Below are 20164 nucleotides of genomic sequence, written 5' to 3'. Positions count from 1 at the left end.
GTTTGTTCGTTCCGGGTAGAATCGGCCACGATCCTTGCACGGAGCTGTCGTGACCCGATCCGCCATCGCTTTCGTCGCCAGCCGCACCGAAGAAGCACAGAGCGCGCTCGCGCGGATACGTGAGCAGTACACCGAAGTGCCGCTCGAACAGGCCGAAGTCATCGTTGCGCTCGGCGGCGACGGCTTCATGCTGCGCACGCTGCATCGGCATATGGCGCTGAGCAAGCCGGTGTACGGCATGAAGCTCGGCACGGTCGGCTTTCTGATGAACCAGTTTCGCATCGACGATTTGATCGAGCGCATTGGGCGTGCGCAGCCGACGCTGCTCAAACCGCTCGTGATGGAGGCGGTCGGCGAGTCGGGCGGTACGACCACCTCGCTCGCCTTCAACGAAGTCTCGCTGCTGCGCCAGACCAAGCAGGCCGCGCATATCCGCGTCTCGCTCAACGGTGCGGTGAAGATCGATGAGCTGATGTGCGATGGCGTCCTCGTCTCGACCACCGCCGGTTCGACCGCGTACAACCTTTCCGCGCACGGGCCGATTCTGCCGCTAGGGGCCGATGTACTCGCCCTGACGCCGATCAGTCCGTTCCGCCCGCGCCGCTGGCGCGGGGCGATTCTGCGCGCCGGTACCGAAGTGAAGCTCGAAGTGCTCGATCCGTACAAACGGCCGGTCAGTGCGACGGCCGATTCGAACGAGGTGCGCGACGTGGTCGAAGTGATCGTACGCGAGTCGCGCGACCGCACCGTCGAACTGCTGTTCGACCCGGAGCACAATCTCGAAGACCGGATTTTGAACGAGCAGTTCGCGTACTGAGACGACATTGCCCGCGGCGCTCAGCCGCAGAGCTTGAGCACGGCGCGGATTTCCGCATCGACCGTATCGGTCAGCGCATAACGGCGCCGGTACTGCGCACGCTTCTGGCTCGGAATGTCGGCAAGGTCTTTCGTGACCGTAACCAAACCGAGGTCGAACACGCCCATGTCAACGGCGGTAGCGCTGTGGTCGAGCCAGATCGTGTCGTAGCTGAGGCGGATTTTGCCTTTGGAACGCTTGTAGCGCAGCGCATGGCGCGCATCGGCCACGGCGAGCACGCGCGTGGCGCCGAGGCTGCGCGCTACGGTGCGCGCGGCATGGATCAGCAGGGAGAATGGGCGCAATCCATGCATGGATTTGGTCGCGCGGCGGAATACGTTTTGGCCGTCGCCGTCGTGCAGACCCTGGATGCCGCCGATGGCCATCGCCGATTCGCCGGGCGGCAGCGAGCGGGAAAAATCATGGGAACCGCCGAGCACGAAAGTCAGCGAGCCGATCAGGTGTGAGTCCTCGAACAGGCCGATCGAAACTTCGCCTTCCTGCCAGCAATGCGGCAGGTGGAGCAGGCGCAGTTCGTAGCAGTTCTCCGCGGTCTCGATCGAAGCGATGCGCAGGCCGGAGCCGACATAGATCGCCGCGGTCAGAATGCGCGGCACGCGGTGCAGGAAGGTATCGAAATGGCCGCTCGCGAGTGTGAGACGTCCGGCCGTGCCGATGCCGGCGATCACATAGTCGTGCTGAATCTTCGCGCAGAACTGCGGAGTACGTGCGATCATGGGGCCCAGTGCCGGCGCTTCGAGTAGCTGCAGCCAGGCGTCGTGCAAGCGGTAATGTCCCAGCGCACGTACGAGGAAGCGCGCGCGCTTCAGCAAGCGCTTGTGTCCGCTTGGATATGCGCGCCGTGCATAGTCGAGTAGGGTCGCACGACGCGGCTTCTCGGGGTCGGTTGCTACAGGGGTGAGCCACGCCTGAAGAGGCGTCAGGGTCTGGGAACGGGGTTCGATGGTCATGGCGGGGCGGGACCTACCCTGCGCGATCGGCATGGACCGGTCGCTGCGGGCACTTGTTTTGATGGATGATGGGCCGACTGCAGCGCAGGTTACGTCAAATTACATAAGAATACACTTGTGCAAAAATAGTGCATTCAGCCTGCGTCTAGACGGCACGGACGGCGATGGCGTCGCAGCGTCGTCAAACCGGGGTAGGGCCGGCCTGGGTTAACATCGAAACATGCAAGACAACGACTCTGCCGACCGCCTTATCGTCGCAATCACTTCGCGTGCCCTGTTCGATATGGCCGAAAGCCATGCCGTGTTCGAAGACGCAGGCCTGGACGCGTTCCACGAATACCAGCGCAAGCGCGAAAACGACGCGCTCGTGCCGGGAATAGCGTTTCCACTGGTACAGAAGCTGCTGAGGCTCAATCCGCCCCGGCCCGAGGCGCCGCGCGTCGAGGTCATCCTGCTCTCGCGCAACTCGGCCGACACGGGTTTGCGCATCTTCAACTCGATCGAACATTACGGCCTCGACATCGCACGCGCGGCTTTCACCTCGGGCGCGCCGGTTGCGCCGTACGTGCATTCGTTCGGCGCCCAGTTGTTCCTTTCGGCGAACCCGGAAAGCGTCAAGCGCTCGCTCGACGCCGGCATCGCCGCGGCGACGATCCTGCCGTCGAAAGCGCCGGCCGCGACATCGAACCAATTGCGCATCGCCTTCGATGGCGACGCGGTGATCTTCGGCGACGAGTCCGAGCGTGTCTCTCAGGAGCAGGGCGTCGAGGCCTTTCACCGGCACGAGGTCGAGCGCGTCGATCAGCCTCTTTCCGGCGGCCCGTTTCGTGGCTTCCTCGCCGCACTGCATCGATTGCAGGACGCCTTTCCCGAGCACAACTCGCCGATCCGCACGGCGCTCGTCACCGCGCGCTCGGCGCCGGCGCACAAGCGCGTGATCCTGACCCTGCGCAATTGGGGCGTGCGCCTCGACGAAGCGCTGTTTCTCGGCGGCCGCGACAAAGGCCCGTTCCTGGAGACCTTCGGTGCCGATATCTTCTTCGACGATTCGGCACACAACGTCGAATCGGCGCGCCGCCACGTCGCCACGGGGCATGTGCCGCACGGCGTATCCAATGAGAAGTTTTTTCGATAGGAATCCGTTTGAGCGGCGATTCAGCCATGGAAAACGTGTTCGACTAGATCATCGAGGCTGGCTGCCCGGCGGGGTAACTCAGGAGGGATCTGTCAAATTGGTTCTGTACTGTAGCCGCAGGAGGTCTTTGTGGGGCGATTACGCGGGAACAGTGGCGAATCTGAGTCAAACTCAACAGATCGACGCGAGGGAAGATAAAACGCATGAGTTTAGCTGTTAGAGCGTGACCTGCTTTAGCATCGAATTGCGTCTCATTTAAAACATGGTGGTAATATAATATGAAAATTTGTGAGTTATGAGATATAGTGCTAAGGTGTCGGGTGATTTGAATTTAGGTAATTTCCCAGGATAAGGCATATGAGAATTAGGGTGAATGTGCATTATATATGGATAGTTTTGATTTCTTCACTTGTTTTTGTTGACTCGGCTTTGTCTGCGGACTTGTCTGCGAGATCGCTGATTAATCAAAAGATTGATGCATCAAAGCAGATTACGTTGCCCGACGGTGTTCAATCGGAAGTATTCGCTGCGAACGATCATGGGCGAATTTCTGATGATTTTTCACTGGATCATATACTGCTGATGCTGAAACGATCACCGGAAAGAGAAGTGGCTTTAGCTAAATTTATCGAAGAGCAACATGACAAAAATTCGTCAAACTATCATCGCTGGCTTACGGCTCAGGAATTTGGTGATCGTTTCGGCTTGGCATCAAGCGATTTGATTGAAATTACAAACTGGCTGACAAAAAATGGGTTTGTAGTCAATAAAGTATACCCAAATTCTGTAATGATCGATTTTTCAGGTAGCGCAGGACAGGTAAGAAAGCATCTGGGTGGCGAAATTCATTTTTTGGAAATGAACGGGGACGAGCACTACGCAAATATAACTAATTTCAAAGTGCCGGCGACGCTTTCTCAGGCAATCATGAGCATTGCACCAATTGGCGACTTTCGTGCAAGCTCCGCAATTCGGCAAAGGTTGGCTCCCGCATTCACTTATCCTAATTCAGATCACGCGGTTTCACCTGCGGATATTGCCGCAATTTATAATTTGAATCCGCTATTCCAATCCGGTTATACGGGGCAGGGGGTCGTGGTTGCTACAGTTAATTATGCTAACCCTAAAGATACAAATGACTGGACACTTTTTCGTTCGACATTTGGCCTAAGCCAATACCCGGGTAGTGTCAGTTTAGTTCATCCGGGTGGGTGTGCCGATCCGGGGCCGGGCATTTACTACAGCGATGAAGTTGAATCAGTCATGGATCCCGAGATGGTCATGATAACGGCCCCTGGTGCGACGATTCTGGCCGCCACTTGCAAGTCGAATTCTACGGATCCACTTTTGGTAACGCTGATGGGCTTAGTTAATCAGAATTCTCCTCCTGGCATAATTAGCTTGAGCTATATTCAGCAAGAAAATCAGACGACATTCCTAAGTGGATTTATTGCTATTTACCAGCAAGCGGTCGCGCAGGGAATTTCCATTTTTGTGGCATCTGGCGATGGCGGAGGACGAGGCACGAGCACTTCTAATACTGTAAATGGGCTCGCTTCTACTCCCTACAGCGTCGCCGTTGGCGGGACACAGTTCTATGGCACGTTCTTCAATGATGGAACGGTCAGTTCACTGTGGAATGGGTCGAACTCAAATGGATATCAGTCAGCCCAATCTTATATTCCTGAATTACCTTGGAATACGAATTGCGCAAATCAGATTGCTGCAAATTATAACGGTTTTGCTACTGTTTATGGTAGCGGAGGGTATTGCAATCGAAGTGGCAATTCAGCTTGGGCCTTCAACTCTGTATCAGGGGGAGGTCCCAGCACTTGCGGGGTGCGAACGGGTAGTGGCAATTGCGCGGGCTGGAATAAGCCGGTATGGCAGGCTAATGTGCCGGGAATACCGAACGATGGAGTGCGAGGCACTCCCGACGTAGCGCTTGTCGCGCGTGGTATTTTTCTATGCGATTCAGGAAATTATTCGCCGCCTTGCGGAAATCTCCCGAACTATCCTCTCCAAGGTGCAGGCGGTACTTCAGCTTCCTCGCCGCTTATGGCAGGCATTCAAGCATTGGTGAATCAAAAAACCTTGGCGAATTGGGGCAATCCTGCATCCATTTACTACCAGATCGCAGGGACTCAGTATCAAAGGCTTGGCGCCAGCGCTTGCAATTCCAATTCTACGAGTAGTCCGTCAAGCGCCTGTGTTTTTTACGACATCACGCAAGGTGATACCGATTTTCCTTGCATCTCGGGCGCGAGTGGTTGTTTTTTTGGTTCTCCGCCATCTGGGACTATTGGGGTAATGTCATTGTCCACGTCTTCTTATTCCCCTGCATGGCCTGCAACAGTGGGATGGGATTTTGCTACGGGATTGGGTTCTGTTAATGCTGGTAATCTGATAGGCGCTTGGCCAAAATCGCCGGTCCGGCCGTCGGTAAGTGCTGCTGCGATTATGTCTGTTTTAGATGATGAGTGCGATTCTTCCAGCGATTCGGCTTGTTCAGAATGATCGGGAATATCGTAGATAAATATATTCATGGGCATTTCCAGGTCCGCATACGCCGAACATCTCGTCATTGATGGGGGATAGAGTCGGTGATACCTCGACAAGACCATTGCCAGAAATATGACTATTCGCAGTAGGGGCGTATGACGATACTCGAGTCCTGAGGAGGCCCGATGCTATGAGGAAATTAAAATTCGCCGAAGGTAGATCGTAATCTGCATCGCAGCGGTCTGAGGCTGCTGTGACGATCAAGAATCACGGCTACAAGGTCGCTGAGAGCTGGAGGAAAGCGGTGGGGAAGGGGCAGTACGACCATCTAGGCCGAAACCGTCCGCCGTACATATGCAAGCCTTTGACTTTATTAACTTGCGGGGCAAGAAAAAACCGCGCCGTAGCGCGGTTTGAGTGATGTTGCGTGATGTTGAAGTAAGTATAAATGGTGGAGGTGGGGGGAATTGAACCCCCGTCCGAAGACGCTACGTCCCTGGCTCTACATGCATAGCTCGCCGTTTGATCTCGTCCTGCGGCAACACGGCGTGCGAAGCGCACCGCAGGACCAGCTAGTTAAGAGTTAGCCGAGGACCGACTGGCGGCGATCATCAGCGATTCCGTGATAGTGACCCTACACCGGCGAGCACAGACACAAGCGGGTTCGGGGCTAGGCCTTAAGCGGCCAGAGCGTAGTTGTCGTCGTTGGCAACTAAAAGTTTGCGGCTGGATTAACGAGGAAAGCTGCCCCCTCGGCATGCACCAAGCGATTTCGATATCCCCGTCGAAGCCATGTCACCCCCGGGAAACAAACGCTGGTTCGTCAATTATATTGGGCTGAAGCGCGTACGTTCAATCAAAGTTGGAAGAATTGTTCAGCCGGCGCGGTTTCTCGCTCGCATTGCCTGCTGCTTTTCGCGCGCGAAATCGCGCTCCTTGGCCGAGGCGCGCTTGTCGTGTTCCTGCTTGCCCTTGGCGAGACCGAGTTCGACTTTGACGCGGTTCGCCTTCCAGTACATCGCCGTCGGCACCAACGTATAGCCTTTGCGTTCCACCGAGCCGATCAGCTTGTCGATCTCGGCGCGATTGAGCAGCAGCTTGCGCGTGCGCCGGTCTTCGGCGACGACGTGGGTCGAGGCCGAGAGCAGCGGCGGGATGGAGGCGCCGAACAGGAAGATCTCGCCGTTGCGCACGATCGCATAGGCATCGACGATGCTGATGCGTCCCGCGCGCAGGCTTTTGACTTCCCAACCTTGCAGGGCGATGCCGGCCTCGTAGCGCTCGTCGATGTGGTATTCGTGCCGCGCGCGCTTGTTGAGCGCGATCGTCGAATCGGTTTTCTTTTTGTCTTTTGCCATTTTTCTTTTTCTCGCGGCGCGATGCGGGATCAAGCCTTACGCATTAGAATCACCGCATGCACGGCCGCACATTGTATACATTTTTCTTCGGGCGGGCCCGATGATCCGCATCCGCCGCAGCGCCATCGTGCGTCACAGCTGTACGCACATGTTCAATCTGGTCAACGAAGTCGAGGCATATCCGCGACGTTTCAACTGGTGTTCGGGCGCGCATGTGCTGGCACGCGAGCCCGATGCATTGACCGCGCGGCTCGACTTGCGCCTCGGCGCGATGACGCAGAGTTTCACCACGCGCAACACGCTCGAAGTGCCGCAGCGCATTACGATGCAGCTCGTCGAAGGCCCATTCCGCGCACTGCACGGCGGATGGACTTTCACTCCGCTCGGCGACGCCGGTTGCAAGATCGCCCTGGCGCTCGATTTCGACTACTCCGGGCTGATGAGCCCCGTGCTGCGCGCCGGATTCCAGAAACTCGCTGACCGCATGGTCGACGAATTCTGCCGCGAGGCCGATCGCGAGCATGTCTGATTCGCCGGCCTCTGCGCCTTTGCCTATCCGCGTCGAAGTCGTGTATGCCGATGCGAGCGGGGCGATCACGCGCGACGCCGCAGTTGCCGGCGACGCCACGGTGACTGAGGCGATCGCCGCCTCCGGTATCCGCGCGTTGCTGCCGGCCGAGTTCGAACCCGCCGCCCTGGGTATTCACGGCCGCCTTGTCGATGCCGATGCGTCGTTGCGCGACGGCGACCGCATCGAGCTTTACCGTCCGCTCAAAATCGATCCGAAACAAGCGCGCCGCCGCCGAGCGGAGACACAGCAACGTCGAAAGTAACCCAGCGCAGAAAAAGTCGCTGGCCAGCGCAGAAAAAGTCGCTGGTCGATTACGAGTAGGTTCCGGGAATTTCGTCTGCAACGAAGAGGTTGAAGAACCCCGTTAGCAGGCCGGCAGCAGCTCGTTACGCGCCGCCGTCGTCGCCGCCGCGCTTCTTTTTGTCTTCGTCCGGACGCTTCTCATCCGGATACTGGCGCTTGTACTTGGTAGCGAGGCGGATCAGCTCGGCGGGTTCTTCAGCGAAGTAGTCGCCATCGATCTTGGTCAGGCTGTCGCCGTCGAAGAACAAGGTCAAATCTTTCGTTTCCATGCGGCCGTTGCCGCGGCGGTACGTGGAGATGTAGTCCCAGCGGCTCTGCTGAAACGGGTTGACCACCGACGGGCTGCCCATCGTCAGCATGACCTGACGTTTGGTCATACCCGGCTTGAGCGATTCGACCTGGGCTTTGCTAAAAAGATTGCCTTGCTGAATGTCGAGCTGGTAGATCGGATTGCAGGCGCCGAGTCCGAACGTGAGCGCGGCCAGTGCAATGGCGCGCGACAGTTTCGGCAACACGGTGTTCGGACTGGACTGCTTCATGGGTTTCGCGATCGTGCGGAAAGCTCAGGATGATACACTAGCCGCCGGCTCCAGCGGGCGCGCGACGAGCGCCCTGCATTCAGGTGGTACTCATATGGAAACTCAAGATCTGCGCAAGGCGGGGCTCAAGGTCACGCATCCGCGCATGAGGATTCTCGAAATCCTCGAAGCCTCCGACGGCAAGCATCTGACCGCGGAAGACATTTATCGGCATCTGCTCGAACACGACGACGAAATCGGTCTTGCAACCGTCTACCGCGTTCTGACTCAGTTCGAGTCGGCCGGGCTCGTCGTCAAACACAATTTCGAGGGCGGCCAGGCCGTCTACGAAATCGACCGCGGCAAGCACCACGACCACATGGTCGACCTCGACAGCGGCAAGGTCATCGAATTCGTGAGCGAAGACATCGAACGCCTTCAGCGAGAGATCGCCGACAAACACGGCTACACGATCGAAGAGCACTCACTCGTGCTTTACGTGCGGGCGAAGAAAAAGAAGTAAGCCGCCTCGCGGTGAGCCCGAAGAGTTTGCAATCGCATCGCAGATAACGATGCTTTTGCCGCTCACCGCTCACCGCTCACCGCTCACCGCTCACCGCTCACCGCTTTCAACATCTGCGAGGCATGCGCCAGTGTTTCGCGCGTGATTTCGACACCGCCGAGCATGCGCGCGATCTCGTCGCGTCGCGCTTTTTCGCTTAGCGCCTCAATCTGCGTCTGCGTGCTTTCGCCGTCGCTGGACTTGGCCACGCGCAGATGACGGTGGCCCTGCGCGGCGACCTGAGGCAGATGGGTGACGCACAGGACCTGACGATGCCGGCCGAGCCGGCGCAGTTTCTGCCCGACGACCTCGGCGACTGCGCCGCCGATGCCGGTATCGACTTCGTCGAATACCATCGTCGCGATCGCGTCGGCGCTGGCGTCGTCCGAGCCGAGCGCCGCGACTTCGATCGCCAGGCTGATGCGCGACAGCTCGCCGCCCGAGGCGACTTTGCGCAGCGCGCGTGCGGGTTGGCCCGGATTGGCGGCGACCAGGAATTCGGTGCGTTCCAGGCCCTGTGCATCGGGTGTGGTTTTCTCCAGCGGCTCGATCTCGACGTCGAGCCGGCCGCCGGCCATGCCGAGTTCACTCATCAGGGCGCTGACATTTTTGCTCAAGGTTTTCGCCGTCGCCGCGCGCGCAGAGGACAACTGCGCGGCCGCAGTGCGATAGTCGCGTTCGACCGCGCTGCGTTCGCGTTCGAGCTTCGCCAGCGTCGCGCCGGCGCCTTGCAGCGCTTCCAGTTCTTCGTGCAGCGTCTGGGCATGCGATTTGAGTTCGGCGACAGGCACGCGGTGCTTGCGACCGAGCTCGTGCAGCTTGGCGATTTGCGTCTCGGCCTCGGCGAGCTTGTCGGGGTCGAGGTCGAGCGCATCGCGATAGCGCGCCAAGGCGCGGTTCGCCTCGTCGAGCTGGACCGCCGCGGCATCAAGCAGTTCGCCGGTGGCGGCGAGTTCGGGATCGGTCTGCGCTAGCCGCACGATTTCGCTTTGCGCGCGGTGCATCAGGCGCAGCAGATTGAATTCGCCGTCGCCGTCGAGCAGGTCAGCCAGCGCACTCGAACCTTGGATCAAATGGCCGGCATTGGCGAGGCGCTTGTGGGTTTCGTTGAGTGTTTCGAGTTCAGCAGGTTCGAGCGCATACCGGTCGAGTTCCTCGACTTGATGCGACAGCAGGGCGATGCGTTCCGAATGGTCCTGGCCGCCCTGCAATGCGCGCATGCGCGTGTCGATGTCGCGCCAGCGCCCGGCCAGCGCGGCAACCGGCTGGAGCAGGGCGGCATGGTCGCCGAATGCGTCGAGCAAGGCGAGCTGGCTCGCCTTGTCGAGCAGGGCCTGGTGTTCGTGCTGACCATGGATTTCGATCAGCCGTTCCGCGAGCGCCTGCATTTGTGCCAGGGTCGCCGGCCGGCCGTTGATCCAAGCGCGCGAGGCGCCTTCGGCGCGGATCACGCGGCGCAACTGGCAAGTGTCGCTGTCGTCGAATTCTTCCTCGCGCAGCCACGCCGCGGCGGCCGGCGCGTCGCCGAGGTCGAAATCCGCGATCAGCTCCGCACGCTCGCTGCCGTGGCGCACCACACCGGCATCCGCGCGCTGGCCCGCCAGCAGCAATAAAGCGTCGACCATCAGCGACTTGCCCGCGCCGGTTTCGCCGGTGACGACGGTCAGCCCCGATTCGAAGGCGATTTCGGCTTCGCCGACGATGGCGAAGTCCTTGACGAACAAGGTTTGCAGCATGGGAGAGATGAGGGTGGATCGGCGCGCGCACGCTATCATGCAGCGCGAATGCAGCCAAGGCAGTTGTGCCGGAAAAGGGCAGGCGCGCTGGCACCTTCCGCGGATCGTTTTTGGCGATCCATGCAGAAAAGCCCGGCGCTTGAACGGCGCGGTGGAAAATCCATATTGACCCTGACAGTTTCCGTTGCTAGCGTCGCCATGCCGCAGCAACCACGAGCCTATGTCCGCTTATATCGGCCAATCTTCATCGAGTCACCATCTTGACCAGCGCGCGCGCCAATTGCTGCGTGCGCTGATCGCGCAGTACATCGCCGACGGTCAGCCGGTGGGCTCGCGCACGCTGGCGAAAAACTCGGGGCTCGACGTCAGTCCGGCGACGATCCGCAATGTGATGGCCGATCTCGAAGAACTCGGGCTTTTGGCCGCCCCGCACACCTCGGCCGGCCGAATTCCCACCGCCCAGGGCTATCGTGTGTTCGTCGACAGTTTGCTTGAACTCAAGCCGCTCGACGAGCCGCAGGTCGACGCGCTGCGCCGCGAATTACCGACCCAGGGCGCGACCCAGGACCTGCTCAGCGGGGTGTCCTCGCTGCTTTCCGAAGTGACCCATTTCGTCGGCGTCGTCACCGTGCCGAAGCGTGAGGAATTTCCATTCCGGCATATCGATTTCGTCGCGATCGGCGGCAATCGCGTGCTCGTGATCCTGGTCTTCGCCGACAACGAAGTGCAAAACCGCGTGATCATCACGCAGCACATGTATTCGCCGAGCGAACTGGAGCAGGTCTCGAATTTCCTCAACGCGCACTATGCGGGCCTGCGCATGAGCGAGATTCGCGAACGCCTGAAGCGGGAGATGCGCGAGACCAGCGTGCGCCTGCATCAGCTTATGGTCGCCGCGGCGGACGTGACGAGTCAGGCGTTCCCGGCCCAGGCAAATGCGGACATGCTCGTCGCCGGCCAGGTCAACCTGATGGGTGCGCAGGTGGCGCCCGACATGGACAGCCTGCGCGAGCTGTTCGAGGCGTTCCAGCGCAAGCGCGATCTGCTCAATCTGCTCGAAAACTGCTCGCGCGCCGAGGGCGTGCGTCTGTTCATCGGCGAGGAATCGGGCTTTAATCCGCTCGGCGCTTATAGTCTGGTCACGGCGCCGTACGGGGTCGAGGGCAGGGTGCTCGGCGTGCTTGGGGTGATCGGACCGACGCGGATGGCGTACCAGCGCGTGATTCCGGTCGTGCAGGCGACGGCGCAGATCCTTTCGGGCGCCTTGGCCGTATCCTCTTGAACGTATCGTCTTGAATCAGGGGCATACGGCCTCATAACCGGGGTGGGGTAAAATATTGCTTACGGCAAGCAGCATCGGCTGCGGGCCGCGTATTGCTTATGGAGTGACCGTGACTACAGAAAACACCCATCCGGACCGGCACGGCAATTCGCCGGCCGAACAGGCGGCCAACGACCTCGGTGCGACGCCGGCCGAAGGCGATGAGCTCGGCAAGCTGATCAACGAGTACGAAACCAAGCTCGGCGAGATGCGCGAACTGCTGCTGCGCGAGCGCGCGGAGATCGAAAACCAGCGCAAGCGCTTGCAGCGCGATCTGGAACAGGCGCGCAAGTTCGCCAACGAGCGCGTGCTCGGCGACCTGCTGCCTGTTTGCGATAGTCTCGAACGCGGTTTGGCCATCGAGACGGCCGATGCGAAGGCGCTGCGCGAGGGCATGGAACTGACCCTGAAGGCGCTGATCAAGGTCGCCGAGAGCAACGGCCTGAAGGCGGTCGACCCTGCCGGCGAACCGTTCAATCCCGAGCAACATCAGGCGGTCAGCATGGTCGATGTCGCCGGCGTGGCGCCGAACACCGTCGTCGCCGTGATCCAGAAAGGCTATGTGCTGAACGAACGTCTGCTGCGGCCCGCGCTGGTGACCGTATCCAAGGCGTCCTGAGCCTTGAATTAAATTTGGTTTAACCACATTTTCGCAATCAGTCGCGGTGTTCACCGCAAACCTTTGAATTAGAGAGCAAACGCCATGGGCAAAATTATCGGTATCGACCTGGGTACGACGAATTCGTGCGTAGCCGTCATGGAGGGCACGACCGCGCGCGTGATCGAGAACTCCGAAGGTGATCGCACTACGCCGTCGATCGTCGCGTTCAAGGACAACGAAGTCCTTGTCGGCGCGACCGCGAAGCGTCAAGCGGTGACCAATCCGAAGAACACGTTCTACGCGGTGAAGCGCCTGATCGGCCGCAAGTTCACCGACGCGGAAGTGAAGAAAGATCTCGATCTCGTGCCGTACAAGATCCTCGCGCACGACAACGGCGATGCGTGGCTGGCGACGGCTGACGGCAAGAGTCTTTCGCCGCAGGAAATCTCGGCGAAGATTCTGATGAAGATGAAGAAGACCGCCGAAGACTATCTCGGCGAGCCGGTGACCGAAGCGGTCATCACCGTGCCCGCGTACTTCAACGATTCGCAGCGCCAGGCAACCAAGGACGCCGGCCGCATCGCGGGTCTCGAAGTCAAGCGCATCATCAACGAGCCGACCGCGGCCGCGCTGGCCTACGGCATCGACAAGAAGGGCGGCGATCGCAAGATCGCGGTCTACGATCTGGGCGGCGGCACGTTCGACGTCTCGATCATCGAAATCGCCGAAGTCGACGGCGAGAAGCAGTTCGAGGTGCTTGCCACGAACGGCGACACCTTCCTTGGCGGCGAAGACTTTGACAAGCGCCTGATCGACTATCTTGTCGAGGAATTCAAGAAGGATACCGGCGTCGACCTCAAGAACGACTCGCTCGCGCTGCAGCGTCTCAAGGACGCGGCCGAGCGCGCAAAGATCGAGCTGTCGAGCGCGCACCAGACCGAAGTGAATCTGCCGTACATCACGGCGGACGCGTCGGGTCCGAAGCATCTCAACATCAAGCTCACGCGCGCCAAGCTCGAAGCCCTGGTCGGCGACCTGATCGAAAAGACCATCGCGCCGTGCCGTACGGCGATCAATGACGCCGGTCTGAAGGTCTCCGACATCCAGGAAGTGATTTTGGTCGGCGGCCAGACGCGCATGCCGAAGGTGCAGGAAGCGGTCAAGGAATTCTTCGGCAAGGAGCCGCGCAAGGACGTCAACCCGGATGAGGCCGTGGCCGTGGGCGCGGCGATCCAGGGTGGCGTGCTCGGCGGTACGGTGAAGGACGTGCTGCTGCTCGACGTCACCCCGCTGTCGCTCGGCATCGAGACACTCGGCGGCGTGATGACCAAGCTGATCGACAAGAACACGACGATCCCGACCAAGGCGTCGCAGACGTTCTCGACCGCCGAGGACAATCAGACCGCGGTCACCGTGCACGTGCTGCAGGGCGAACGCGAGCGCGCGAGCGCGAACAAGTCGCTGGCCAAGTTCGATCTGGCGGGCATTGAAGCTGCCGCGCGTGGCATGCCGCAGGTCGAAGTCTCGTTCGACATCGATGCGAACGGCATCCTGCACGTCTCGGCCAAGGACAAGAAAACCGGCAAGGAGCAGCGCATCGAGATCAAGGCGGGTTCGGGCCTCTCCGAGGACGAGATCCAGCGCATGGTGCGCGACGCCGAGGCGAACAAGGAAGACGACAAGAAGTTCCATGAACTCGTCGGTGCGCGCAACAAGGCCGACCAACTCGTACACGGCACGCGCGCGGCGATCAAGGAACACGGCGGCAAGGTCGACGGCGGCCAGATCGGCGCGATCGAGACGGCGCTCGCTGACCTCGAAAAAGTGATGAAGGGCGAAGACAAGGACGCGATCGAATCGAAGATCGCCGCGCTCGAGTCGGCGGCGCAGTCGCTTGCGGCTGCTGCGGCATCGGCCCAGAGCGGTCCGGCTGGCGACGCGGGTGCGCAGGCCGGTGGTTCGGCGCCGAAGGACGATGTCGTCGACGCCGAATTCACCGAAGTCAAAGACAAGAAGTAAAATTGCACTGTCTTCAAGCAAATCGGGGCTGTCATGGCCCCGATTTGTTTTGCGAAACCGGGGAGGGGCTATGGGAAAAGGCAGGCTCGAAGCGTTCACTGACGGCGTGATCGCCGTGATCATCACGATCATGGTGCTGGAACTGAAACCGCCGCACGAAGCGACATTGTCGTCGTTGCTCGGCAATTGGCCGGTGTTCCTGAGCTATGTGCTCAGCTTCGTCTACGTCGGCATCTATTGGAACAACCATCATCACATGCTGCATGCGGTTGAACGCGTGAACGGCAAGGTGATGTGGGCGAACCTGTTTTTCCTGTTCTGGCTGTCACTGTTCCCGTTCACGACCGCCTGGCTGAACGAGGCGCATGACAACCAGTTCCCGGCGGAGACGCCGACCGCGCTTTACGGCTTCGTGCTGCTGATGGCTGCGTTGTCGTGGATTCCGTTGGCCCGCTGCCTGATTGCCTGCAACGGCGGCAAAGATAGCGCGCTGGCCGTCGCGATCGGCGGTCGCGGCGACTGGAAGACGACCGTCTCGCCGATTCTCTATATCGCGGGCATTGTGTTTGCCTATTTCAAGCCCATCGTTTCGTGTGTGCTGTATGCCGTCGTGGCGGCGTTGTGGCTGATCCCGGATCGAAGGATCGAGAAGCATGTTTCCAACTGAACAGTGCGGTCGGGACGGCCGCCTTTTGACCACCGCGATCAGGGACGAGCGCAGAGATAGATGCGTATGAGCAAGCGTGATTACTACGAAGTCCTCGGTGTCGAGCGCAACGCCTCCGACGAGGAATTGAAAAAGGCGTTCCGTCGCTTGGCGATGAAACACCATCCCGACCGCAATCCGGGCGACAAGGCCTGCGAAGCGCACTTCAAGGAGGCCAAGGAAGCCTACGAAGTGCTCGGCGACGCGCAGAAGCGCGCCATGTACGACCGCCACGGCCACGCCGCGTTCGAGCACGGCATGGGCGGGAGCAGCGGTGGAGGCGGATTCCACTCCGACGTCGGCGACATCTTCGGCGACATTTTCTCGGACATTTTTGGCGGCGGCCGCGGTGGCCGTCAGCGTCGCGGTTCCGACCTGCGCTACATGCTCGACCTCGATCTCGAGGAAGCCGTATTCGGCGTCGAGAAGACCATCGACATACCGACGCTTGCGGCTTGCGACAAGTGCGACGGTTCGGGTTCGTCTGACGGCAAGCTGTCCACCTGTGGCACCTGCCAGGGCCACGGCCGCGTGCGCATGCAGAACGGCATCTTCTCGATCCAGCAGGCCTGCCCGCATTGCGGCGGCAGCGGCAAGTCGATCGCGAATCCGTGCAAGAGCTGCCGCGGCGAAGGTCGCGTGCGGCATGAAAAACGCCTCGAAGTGAAGATTCCGAGCGGCGTCGATACGGGCGACCGCATTCGCCTCTCGGGCGAGGGCGAAGCTGGGCCGGCCGGCACACCGCCGGGCGACCTTTACGTCGAAGTGCAGGTGAAAGAGCATCCGATCTTCCAGCGTCAGCAGGACGATCTGTATTGCGAGGTGCCGATCCGCTTCTCGCAGGCCGCGCTCGGCGCGGAACTCGAAGTGCCGACCCTCGGCGGCGAAGCGACGATCAAGATTCCGGCCGAAACTCAGACCGGCAAGTTGTTCAAGCTGCGCGGCAAGGGCGTGAAGAACGTGCGCAGCGGCCATGTCGGCGATCTGCTCTGCCGCGTCGTCGTCGAGACGCCGGTCAAACTCAGCAGGCACCAGCGCGAGCTGCTGCAGCAGTTCGAAGAGAGCTTCGGCGACGACCATTCCGCGCATACGCCGCGCGCGTCGTCCTGGCTCGACAGCGTCAAGCAGTTCTGGGATCGCGTGACGACCTGACCTTGCTTCCCTTCTTTGCGAAGAAGGGAAGCCGAGTTTCCTGCGCTACCATGCGCGTATGAAGTTTTTCATCGCGCTGGCTCTCTTTTCCGTTGCGTCGGTCGCCGCTGCCGCCGACGATTTCCATCCGATCTGGCTGCCTTCCGATCCAGGCAAAGCGCAGTGCCGTATCGATAAGAGCGGCGGCGAGCTGGCCAATGCAGCGCTGCGTTTCGCGGTTACGAATGAAAGCGGCGCGTTGCGCTTGCTGGCGTTCGACAATCGTTTCGACGGCACTGCTCATAAGCTCGAAGGCGAATTGTTCACGCTGGTTTTGCGCGACAAGACAGTTGTTTCAGCGAGTCGTTTCAAGCTGCAGGGCAAGCTCGCCTGCATTGCACTCAAGGCCGAGCCGAAGTCGTCGCGCGCGGCCAGCCGGTTCGCCGGTGTGGCGCTGAAGGCGGATTTAATCGATGCGGCGACCGGCTTGACCGTGCACTGGCAGGCCGTGTTGCGCGACGGTGGGAATTATTTTCGCCAGGAATTCGCCTTCGATTCGAACAAGGATGTCGATGTCGCGCGAATCACACTGGTCGACCAGCATCTCGGCGACGCCTGGACTGCAGGGACGGTGGCGGGTTCGCCGGTGATTTCCGACACGCGCTTCTTCGGCGTGGAGCATCCGATGTCGGAAGCGCGCATCGAGGCAGGGCATGCGCAGGTCTTCGTCAAGCGCGTGCTGCCGCTACGCGCGAACGTGGCCGTGACTTACTCGACGGTATTCGGAGTGAGCGTGCCGGGCCAGTTGCGGCGGACTTTCCTTGCTTACCTTGAGCGCGAGCGCGCGCATCCGTATCGGACCTTCCTGCACTACAACTCGTGGTACGACATCGGCTACTTCACGCCGTACACGCAGGACGATGCGACACACGCGATCGGCGCTTACGCGGAAAAGCTCGGCAAGCAGCGCGGCGTGAAGCTGGATTCCTTTCTCTTCGACGACGGCTGGGACGATCACAAGAAATTGTGGCAGTTCAATTCGGGTTTTCCCGATGGCTTCACGTCGGTCGCCAAGGCCGCGGAAGCGGCCGGGGCGGAGCCCGGCGTCTGGCTTTCTCCTTGGGGCGGCTACGGACCGCCTCGCGCCGAGCGTCTGGCGACGGCGAGGGCGCAGGGCTACGAAGTCGACGATCAGGGTCTCGCCTTGTCGGGGCCGAAGTATTACAAGCTGTTTCATCAGGCCGCGCTCGATCTGCTGAGCAAGTACCGCATCAACCAGTTCAAGCTCGACGGCACGGGCAGTCCCGACAAGGTCACGAAAGGCAGCGAATTAGACAGCGACTTCGCCGCGGCGATCGCTTTGATCGGCGACCTGCGTGCAGTGAAGCCCGATCTGTTCATCAATCTCACGACGGGAACTTGGCCGTCGCCGTTCTGGCTGCGCACGGCCGATTCGATCTGGCGCGGCGGCGAGGATCACGAATTCGCCGGCCGCGGCGACGACCGCCAGCGCTGGATCACGTATCGCGATGCCGATACTTACGGCGGCATCGTTCGCCAGGGGCCGCTGTTTCCGCTCAATTCCCTGATGCTCCACGGCATCGTCTACGCGCGGCATGCGCGTGGGCTTAACGTGAATCCGAAGCCGTCCGATTTTGCCGACGAGGTGCGCTCGTATTTCGCCAGCGGCACCGGACTGCAGGAAATGTACATTTCTCCCGATCTGCTCAGCGACGCGGATTGGGACGTGCTCGCCGACGCAGCGAAATGGGCGCGCGAACGCGCCGACACCTTGCGCGACAGCCATTGGATCGGCGGCGATCCTGCGCGCGGCGAGGTCTACGGCTGGGCGTCGTGGTCGCCGCAGCGTGCCGTGATTGCCTTGCGTAATCCGCGCGAGACGGCGCAGGACTTCGAGCTGGATCTGAGCGCGGTGCTGGAACTGCCTCCGAAGGCGGCGGCCCGGTTCCGGGCGCAATCGCCCTACGTGCAGGGCGAGGCGCGCGAGCTCGATGCGGCTGCGCCGGCGCGAATCCGCCTCGAACCGTTCCAGGTCCTCGTCTGGGATCTGACGCCGAAGCCCTGAGCGCGCTTTGCCGCGGCCGGAAAGCAGCTAAGATGTGGGCATGACCGACGCCAAAACTTCTCCGATTCGCATCGTCGTTTACGGTGCCGGCGGCCGCATGGGGCAGGCGGTGATCCGCGCCATTCTCGAATCCGATCGCGCGATCCTGACTAGCGCTCTGGTACGCCCGGCTTCCGGGCTGGCCGACCAGCCGCTGTCGCGCGTCTACGGCGACGACGCGCCCGACGTGGATTTCGCCAACGCGTTCGATCCCGACGTGGACGCCGAGGTGCTCGTCGATTTCAGCGGCGTGCACGCGTTCGATGCCGCGCTGGCCCTCGCTGTCGAGCGCAAGCTCGCCTTCGTCAGCGGCACGACCGGCCTCAGCGACGAGCAATTCGACGCGCTCAATCGCGCGGCGAAATCGATCCCCGTGCTCTGGGCATCCAATTTCAGCCTCGGGGTTGCGATGCTGGCGCGGCTCGTGCGGCGCACCGCCGAGGTATTGCCCGAGTGGGATTGCGAGATTCTCGAAATGCACCACGGACTCAAACGCGACGCGCCGTCGGGAACCGCGCTGACGCTAGGTTATGCCGCCGCGGAGGGCCGCGCGGTCGCGCTTGCCGAACATGCGCGCTACGCGCGCCACGGCCAGATCGGCACGCGTCCGTCCGGGGAGATCGGTTTTGCGACGCTGCGCGGCGGCGATGTGGTCGGTGAGCACACGGCGATTTTTGCCGGCCGCGGCGAACGCATCGAACTGATTCATCGCGCGACCGACCGCGACATCTTCGCGCGCGGTGCGCTTGTCGCGGCAGTCTGGCTCGCCCATCGCGAACCGCGGCGATATCGCTTCGACGAAGCGCTGGCGCCGAGCGAATAAACCGTTCCGGCGGCGAAGGGCTGGTGTTGCGCTAATCCTTGTGCGCGGCGTTCTTGTCGCGTCCGGCGCCGAACTTCTTGTCGAGCGAGCCGAACAGTTTTTTGAATAGGCGCGAGAATTTTCCGCGCTGGGTCTTGCGCAGCTTTTCGTCCTCGCTCGTCAGCCAGGCGACCTGGATCACACGGCGCTCGCCCTCGTAGGGAAGATGGCCGTGGAAGGAATTGTCCGCGCGCTTGAACACGACGAAATTCCCATACAGCGGCTTGATCTCAGGCGCGGCGAGATCGTCGACGTCGTCGATGCGGTTGAGAAAGCGGAAACAGCCGTCGCTCGTGTCCGGCCAGGACTCATTGAGATAGAGCAGGGCGGTGGCGACCTTCGAACGGCTGTCGGTATGGATGGTGCCGTGACGCTTGTTGAGCAAGCGGCACAGGGTCACCAAGGTCGGATACTGGCCGAGATGGTCGATGCCGAGGCGCGCGCCGACCGCGCTCGCGACGGCCGGATCGACGAGCTCGCGGATCAGGGCGTTGACGCTCGGACCGCAGTCCTTTTCCTCGTAAGGGAAAAAGCCGGCGCTCGAATATTTGGGGAAATCGCGCTCCAGATCTGCCGCCGTCGCGGCCGGCAACTGGTCGTGGGCGACGAGGAAACGGAACGGCGCTTCGCGCACGACGGTATCGGCGCGATCCAGGTGCGCGGGATCGAAAAGGACGGTCGATGCGGCGGCGGAAGCTACGGCGGACATGGAAACACTCGTTCTCGGTTCACCGGATTCTAACGCCGCCGCCATAAATATTCCGTGGAAATGCCCGCCGCACAATGGACAGGGGGTACCCTGCGCCGGTATCATTCGCACTCGCCCGCAACCCGCACACGGTCCCGAGTCCGCTCAGGCCCGCCAGCAACGCTGCGTGTATTTTTGC

Annotated in this window: 18 protein-coding genes and 1 other RNA gene; 13 read left to right on the top strand and 6 right to left on the bottom strand. The window is 60.9% G+C overall.

Going from position 1 to position 20164, the window contains the following annotated elements; genetic code table 11:
- Nucleotides 1–49: 49 nt before the first annotated feature.
- Nucleotides 50–817, top strand: coding sequence for an NAD kinase (locus FFS30_RS09840; RefSeq protein ID WP_249352354.1), 768 nt, complete (start codon nucleotides 50–52; stop codon nucleotides 815–817).
- A gap of 20 nt (nucleotides 818–837) precedes the next feature.
- On the opposite strand, the gene FFS30_RS09835 is transcribed toward FFS30_RS09840, so the two are convergent.
- Nucleotides 838–1827, bottom strand: a complete 990-nt coding sequence (locus FFS30_RS09835; RefSeq protein ID WP_171014547.1) for a DUF535 family protein — start codon at nucleotides 1825–1827, stop codon at nucleotides 838–840.
- Nucleotides 1828–2047: 220 nt separating this feature from the next.
- Here FFS30_RS09835 and FFS30_RS09830 point away from each other — a divergent pair, with 220 nt between their 5' ends.
- Complete coding sequence (locus FFS30_RS09830; protein WP_137912965.1) at nucleotides 2048–2962, top strand: 5'-nucleotidase; 915 nt, start codon at nucleotides 2048–2050, stop codon at nucleotides 2960–2962.
- A 369-nt stretch (nucleotides 2963–3331) separates the two neighbouring features.
- Nucleotides 3332–5479: a S53 family peptidase gene (locus FFS30_RS09825; RefSeq protein ID WP_171014546.1), complete on the top strand. Its 2148-nt coding sequence runs from the start codon at nucleotides 3332–3334 to the stop codon at nucleotides 5477–5479.
- Between the two features lie 434 nt (nucleotides 5480–5913).
- On the opposite strand, the gene ssrA is transcribed toward FFS30_RS09825, so the two are convergent.
- Nucleotides 5914–6267, bottom strand: a transfer-messenger RNA (tmRNA) gene (gene ssrA / locus FFS30_RS09820).
- 72 nt (nucleotides 6268–6339) lie between these two features.
- Nucleotides 6340–6822: an SsrA-binding protein SmpB gene (gene smpB / locus FFS30_RS09815; protein ID WP_137912963.1), complete on the bottom strand. Its 483-nt coding sequence runs from the start codon at nucleotides 6820–6822 to the stop codon at nucleotides 6340–6342.
- A gap of 100 nt (nucleotides 6823–6922) precedes the next feature.
- On the opposite strand from smpB, the gene FFS30_RS09810 reads away from it, so the two are divergent.
- Both FFS30_RS09810 and FFS30_RS09805 read left to right on the top strand, forming a co-directional pair.
- Nucleotides 6923–7351, top strand: coding sequence for a type II toxin-antitoxin system RatA family toxin (locus FFS30_RS09810; protein ID WP_137912962.1), 429 nt, complete (start codon nucleotides 6923–6925; stop codon nucleotides 7349–7351).
- Nucleotides 7344–7655 (top strand): RnfH family protein, encoded by a 312-nt coding sequence (locus FFS30_RS09805; RefSeq protein ID WP_137912961.1) that lies wholly within the window; start codon nucleotides 7344–7346, stop codon nucleotides 7653–7655. Before FFS30_RS09810 ends, FFS30_RS09805 begins: the two co-directional genes overlap by 8 nt.
- Nucleotides 7656–7779: 124 nt before the next feature.
- On the opposite strand, the gene bamE is transcribed toward FFS30_RS09805, so the two are convergent.
- The gene (gene bamE / locus FFS30_RS09800) at nucleotides 7780–8235 is read right to left on the bottom strand and encodes an outer membrane protein assembly factor BamE (RefSeq protein WP_137912960.1); all 456 of its coding nucleotides are present in this window, start codon (nucleotides 8233–8235) and stop codon (nucleotides 7780–7782) included.
- A gap of 94 nt (nucleotides 8236–8329) precedes the next feature.
- Here bamE and fur point away from each other — a divergent pair, with 94 nt between their 5' ends.
- A complete protein-coding gene (gene fur / locus FFS30_RS09795; protein ID WP_137912959.1) occupies nucleotides 8330–8737 on the top strand; it encodes a ferric iron uptake transcriptional regulator in 408 nt (135 codons plus the stop codon).
- Between the two features lie 83 nt (nucleotides 8738–8820).
- Here the strand turns inward: fur and recN are convergent, their stop codons facing one another.
- Nucleotides 8821–10512, bottom strand: a complete 1692-nt coding sequence (gene recN / locus FFS30_RS09790) for a DNA repair protein RecN (RefSeq protein ID WP_137912958.1) — start codon at nucleotides 10510–10512, stop codon at nucleotides 8821–8823.
- 220 nt (nucleotides 10513–10732) lie between these two features.
- On the opposite strand from recN, the gene hrcA reads away from it, so the two are divergent.
- The 7 genes from hrcA (at nucleotide 10733) to dapB (ending at nucleotide 19238) form a co-directional block, all read left to right on the top strand.
- On the top strand, nucleotides 10733–11794 hold the full coding sequence (gene hrcA, locus FFS30_RS09785) for a heat-inducible transcriptional repressor HrcA (protein WP_137912957.1): 1062 nt from the start codon (nucleotides 10733–10735) through the stop codon (nucleotides 11792–11794).
- 109 nt (nucleotides 11795–11903) lie between these two features.
- On the top strand, nucleotides 11904–12452 hold the full coding sequence (gene grpE / locus FFS30_RS09780; protein WP_137912956.1) for a nucleotide exchange factor GrpE: 549 nt from the start codon (nucleotides 11904–11906) through the stop codon (nucleotides 12450–12452).
- Between the two features lie 84 nt (nucleotides 12453–12536).
- Entirely contained in the window at nucleotides 12537–14453 is a 1917-nt protein-coding gene (gene dnaK / locus FFS30_RS09775) for a molecular chaperone DnaK (protein ID WP_137912955.1), read from the top strand.
- A gap of 70 nt (nucleotides 14454–14523) precedes the next feature.
- A complete protein-coding gene (locus FFS30_RS09770) occupies nucleotides 14524–15120 on the top strand; it encodes a TMEM175 family protein (RefSeq protein WP_137912954.1) in 597 nt (198 codons plus the stop codon).
- A gap of 66 nt (nucleotides 15121–15186) precedes the next feature.
- A complete protein-coding gene (dnaJ, locus tag FFS30_RS09765; RefSeq protein ID WP_137912953.1) occupies nucleotides 15187–16311 on the top strand; it encodes a molecular chaperone DnaJ in 1125 nt (374 codons plus the stop codon).
- A gap of 58 nt (nucleotides 16312–16369) precedes the next feature.
- Nucleotides 16370–18376 (top strand): enterotoxin, encoded by a 2007-nt coding sequence (locus FFS30_RS09760; RefSeq protein ID WP_137912952.1) that lies wholly within the window; start codon nucleotides 16370–16372, stop codon nucleotides 18374–18376.
- A gap of 40 nt (nucleotides 18377–18416) precedes the next feature.
- On the top strand, nucleotides 18417–19238 hold the full coding sequence (dapB, locus tag FFS30_RS09755) for a 4-hydroxy-tetrahydrodipicolinate reductase (RefSeq protein WP_137912951.1): 822 nt from the start codon (nucleotides 18417–18419) through the stop codon (nucleotides 19236–19238).
- Between the two features lie 31 nt (nucleotides 19239–19269).
- Here dapB and FFS30_RS09750 read toward each other — a convergent pair whose 3' ends face one another.
- Nucleotides 19270–19986, bottom strand: coding sequence for a 2OG-Fe(II) oxygenase (locus tag FFS30_RS09750; protein WP_137912950.1), 717 nt, complete (start codon nucleotides 19984–19986; stop codon nucleotides 19270–19272).
- Nucleotides 19987–20164 lie beyond the last annotated feature (178 nt).

Source organism: Rudaea sp. 3F27F6, from assembly GCF_005503555.1.
Lineage (GTDB): Bacteria > Pseudomonadota > Gammaproteobacteria > Xanthomonadales > Rhodanobacteraceae > Rudaea.
Note: the sequence above shows the minus strand (reverse complement) of the source record. Positions and strands in the feature narration are given on the sequence as shown.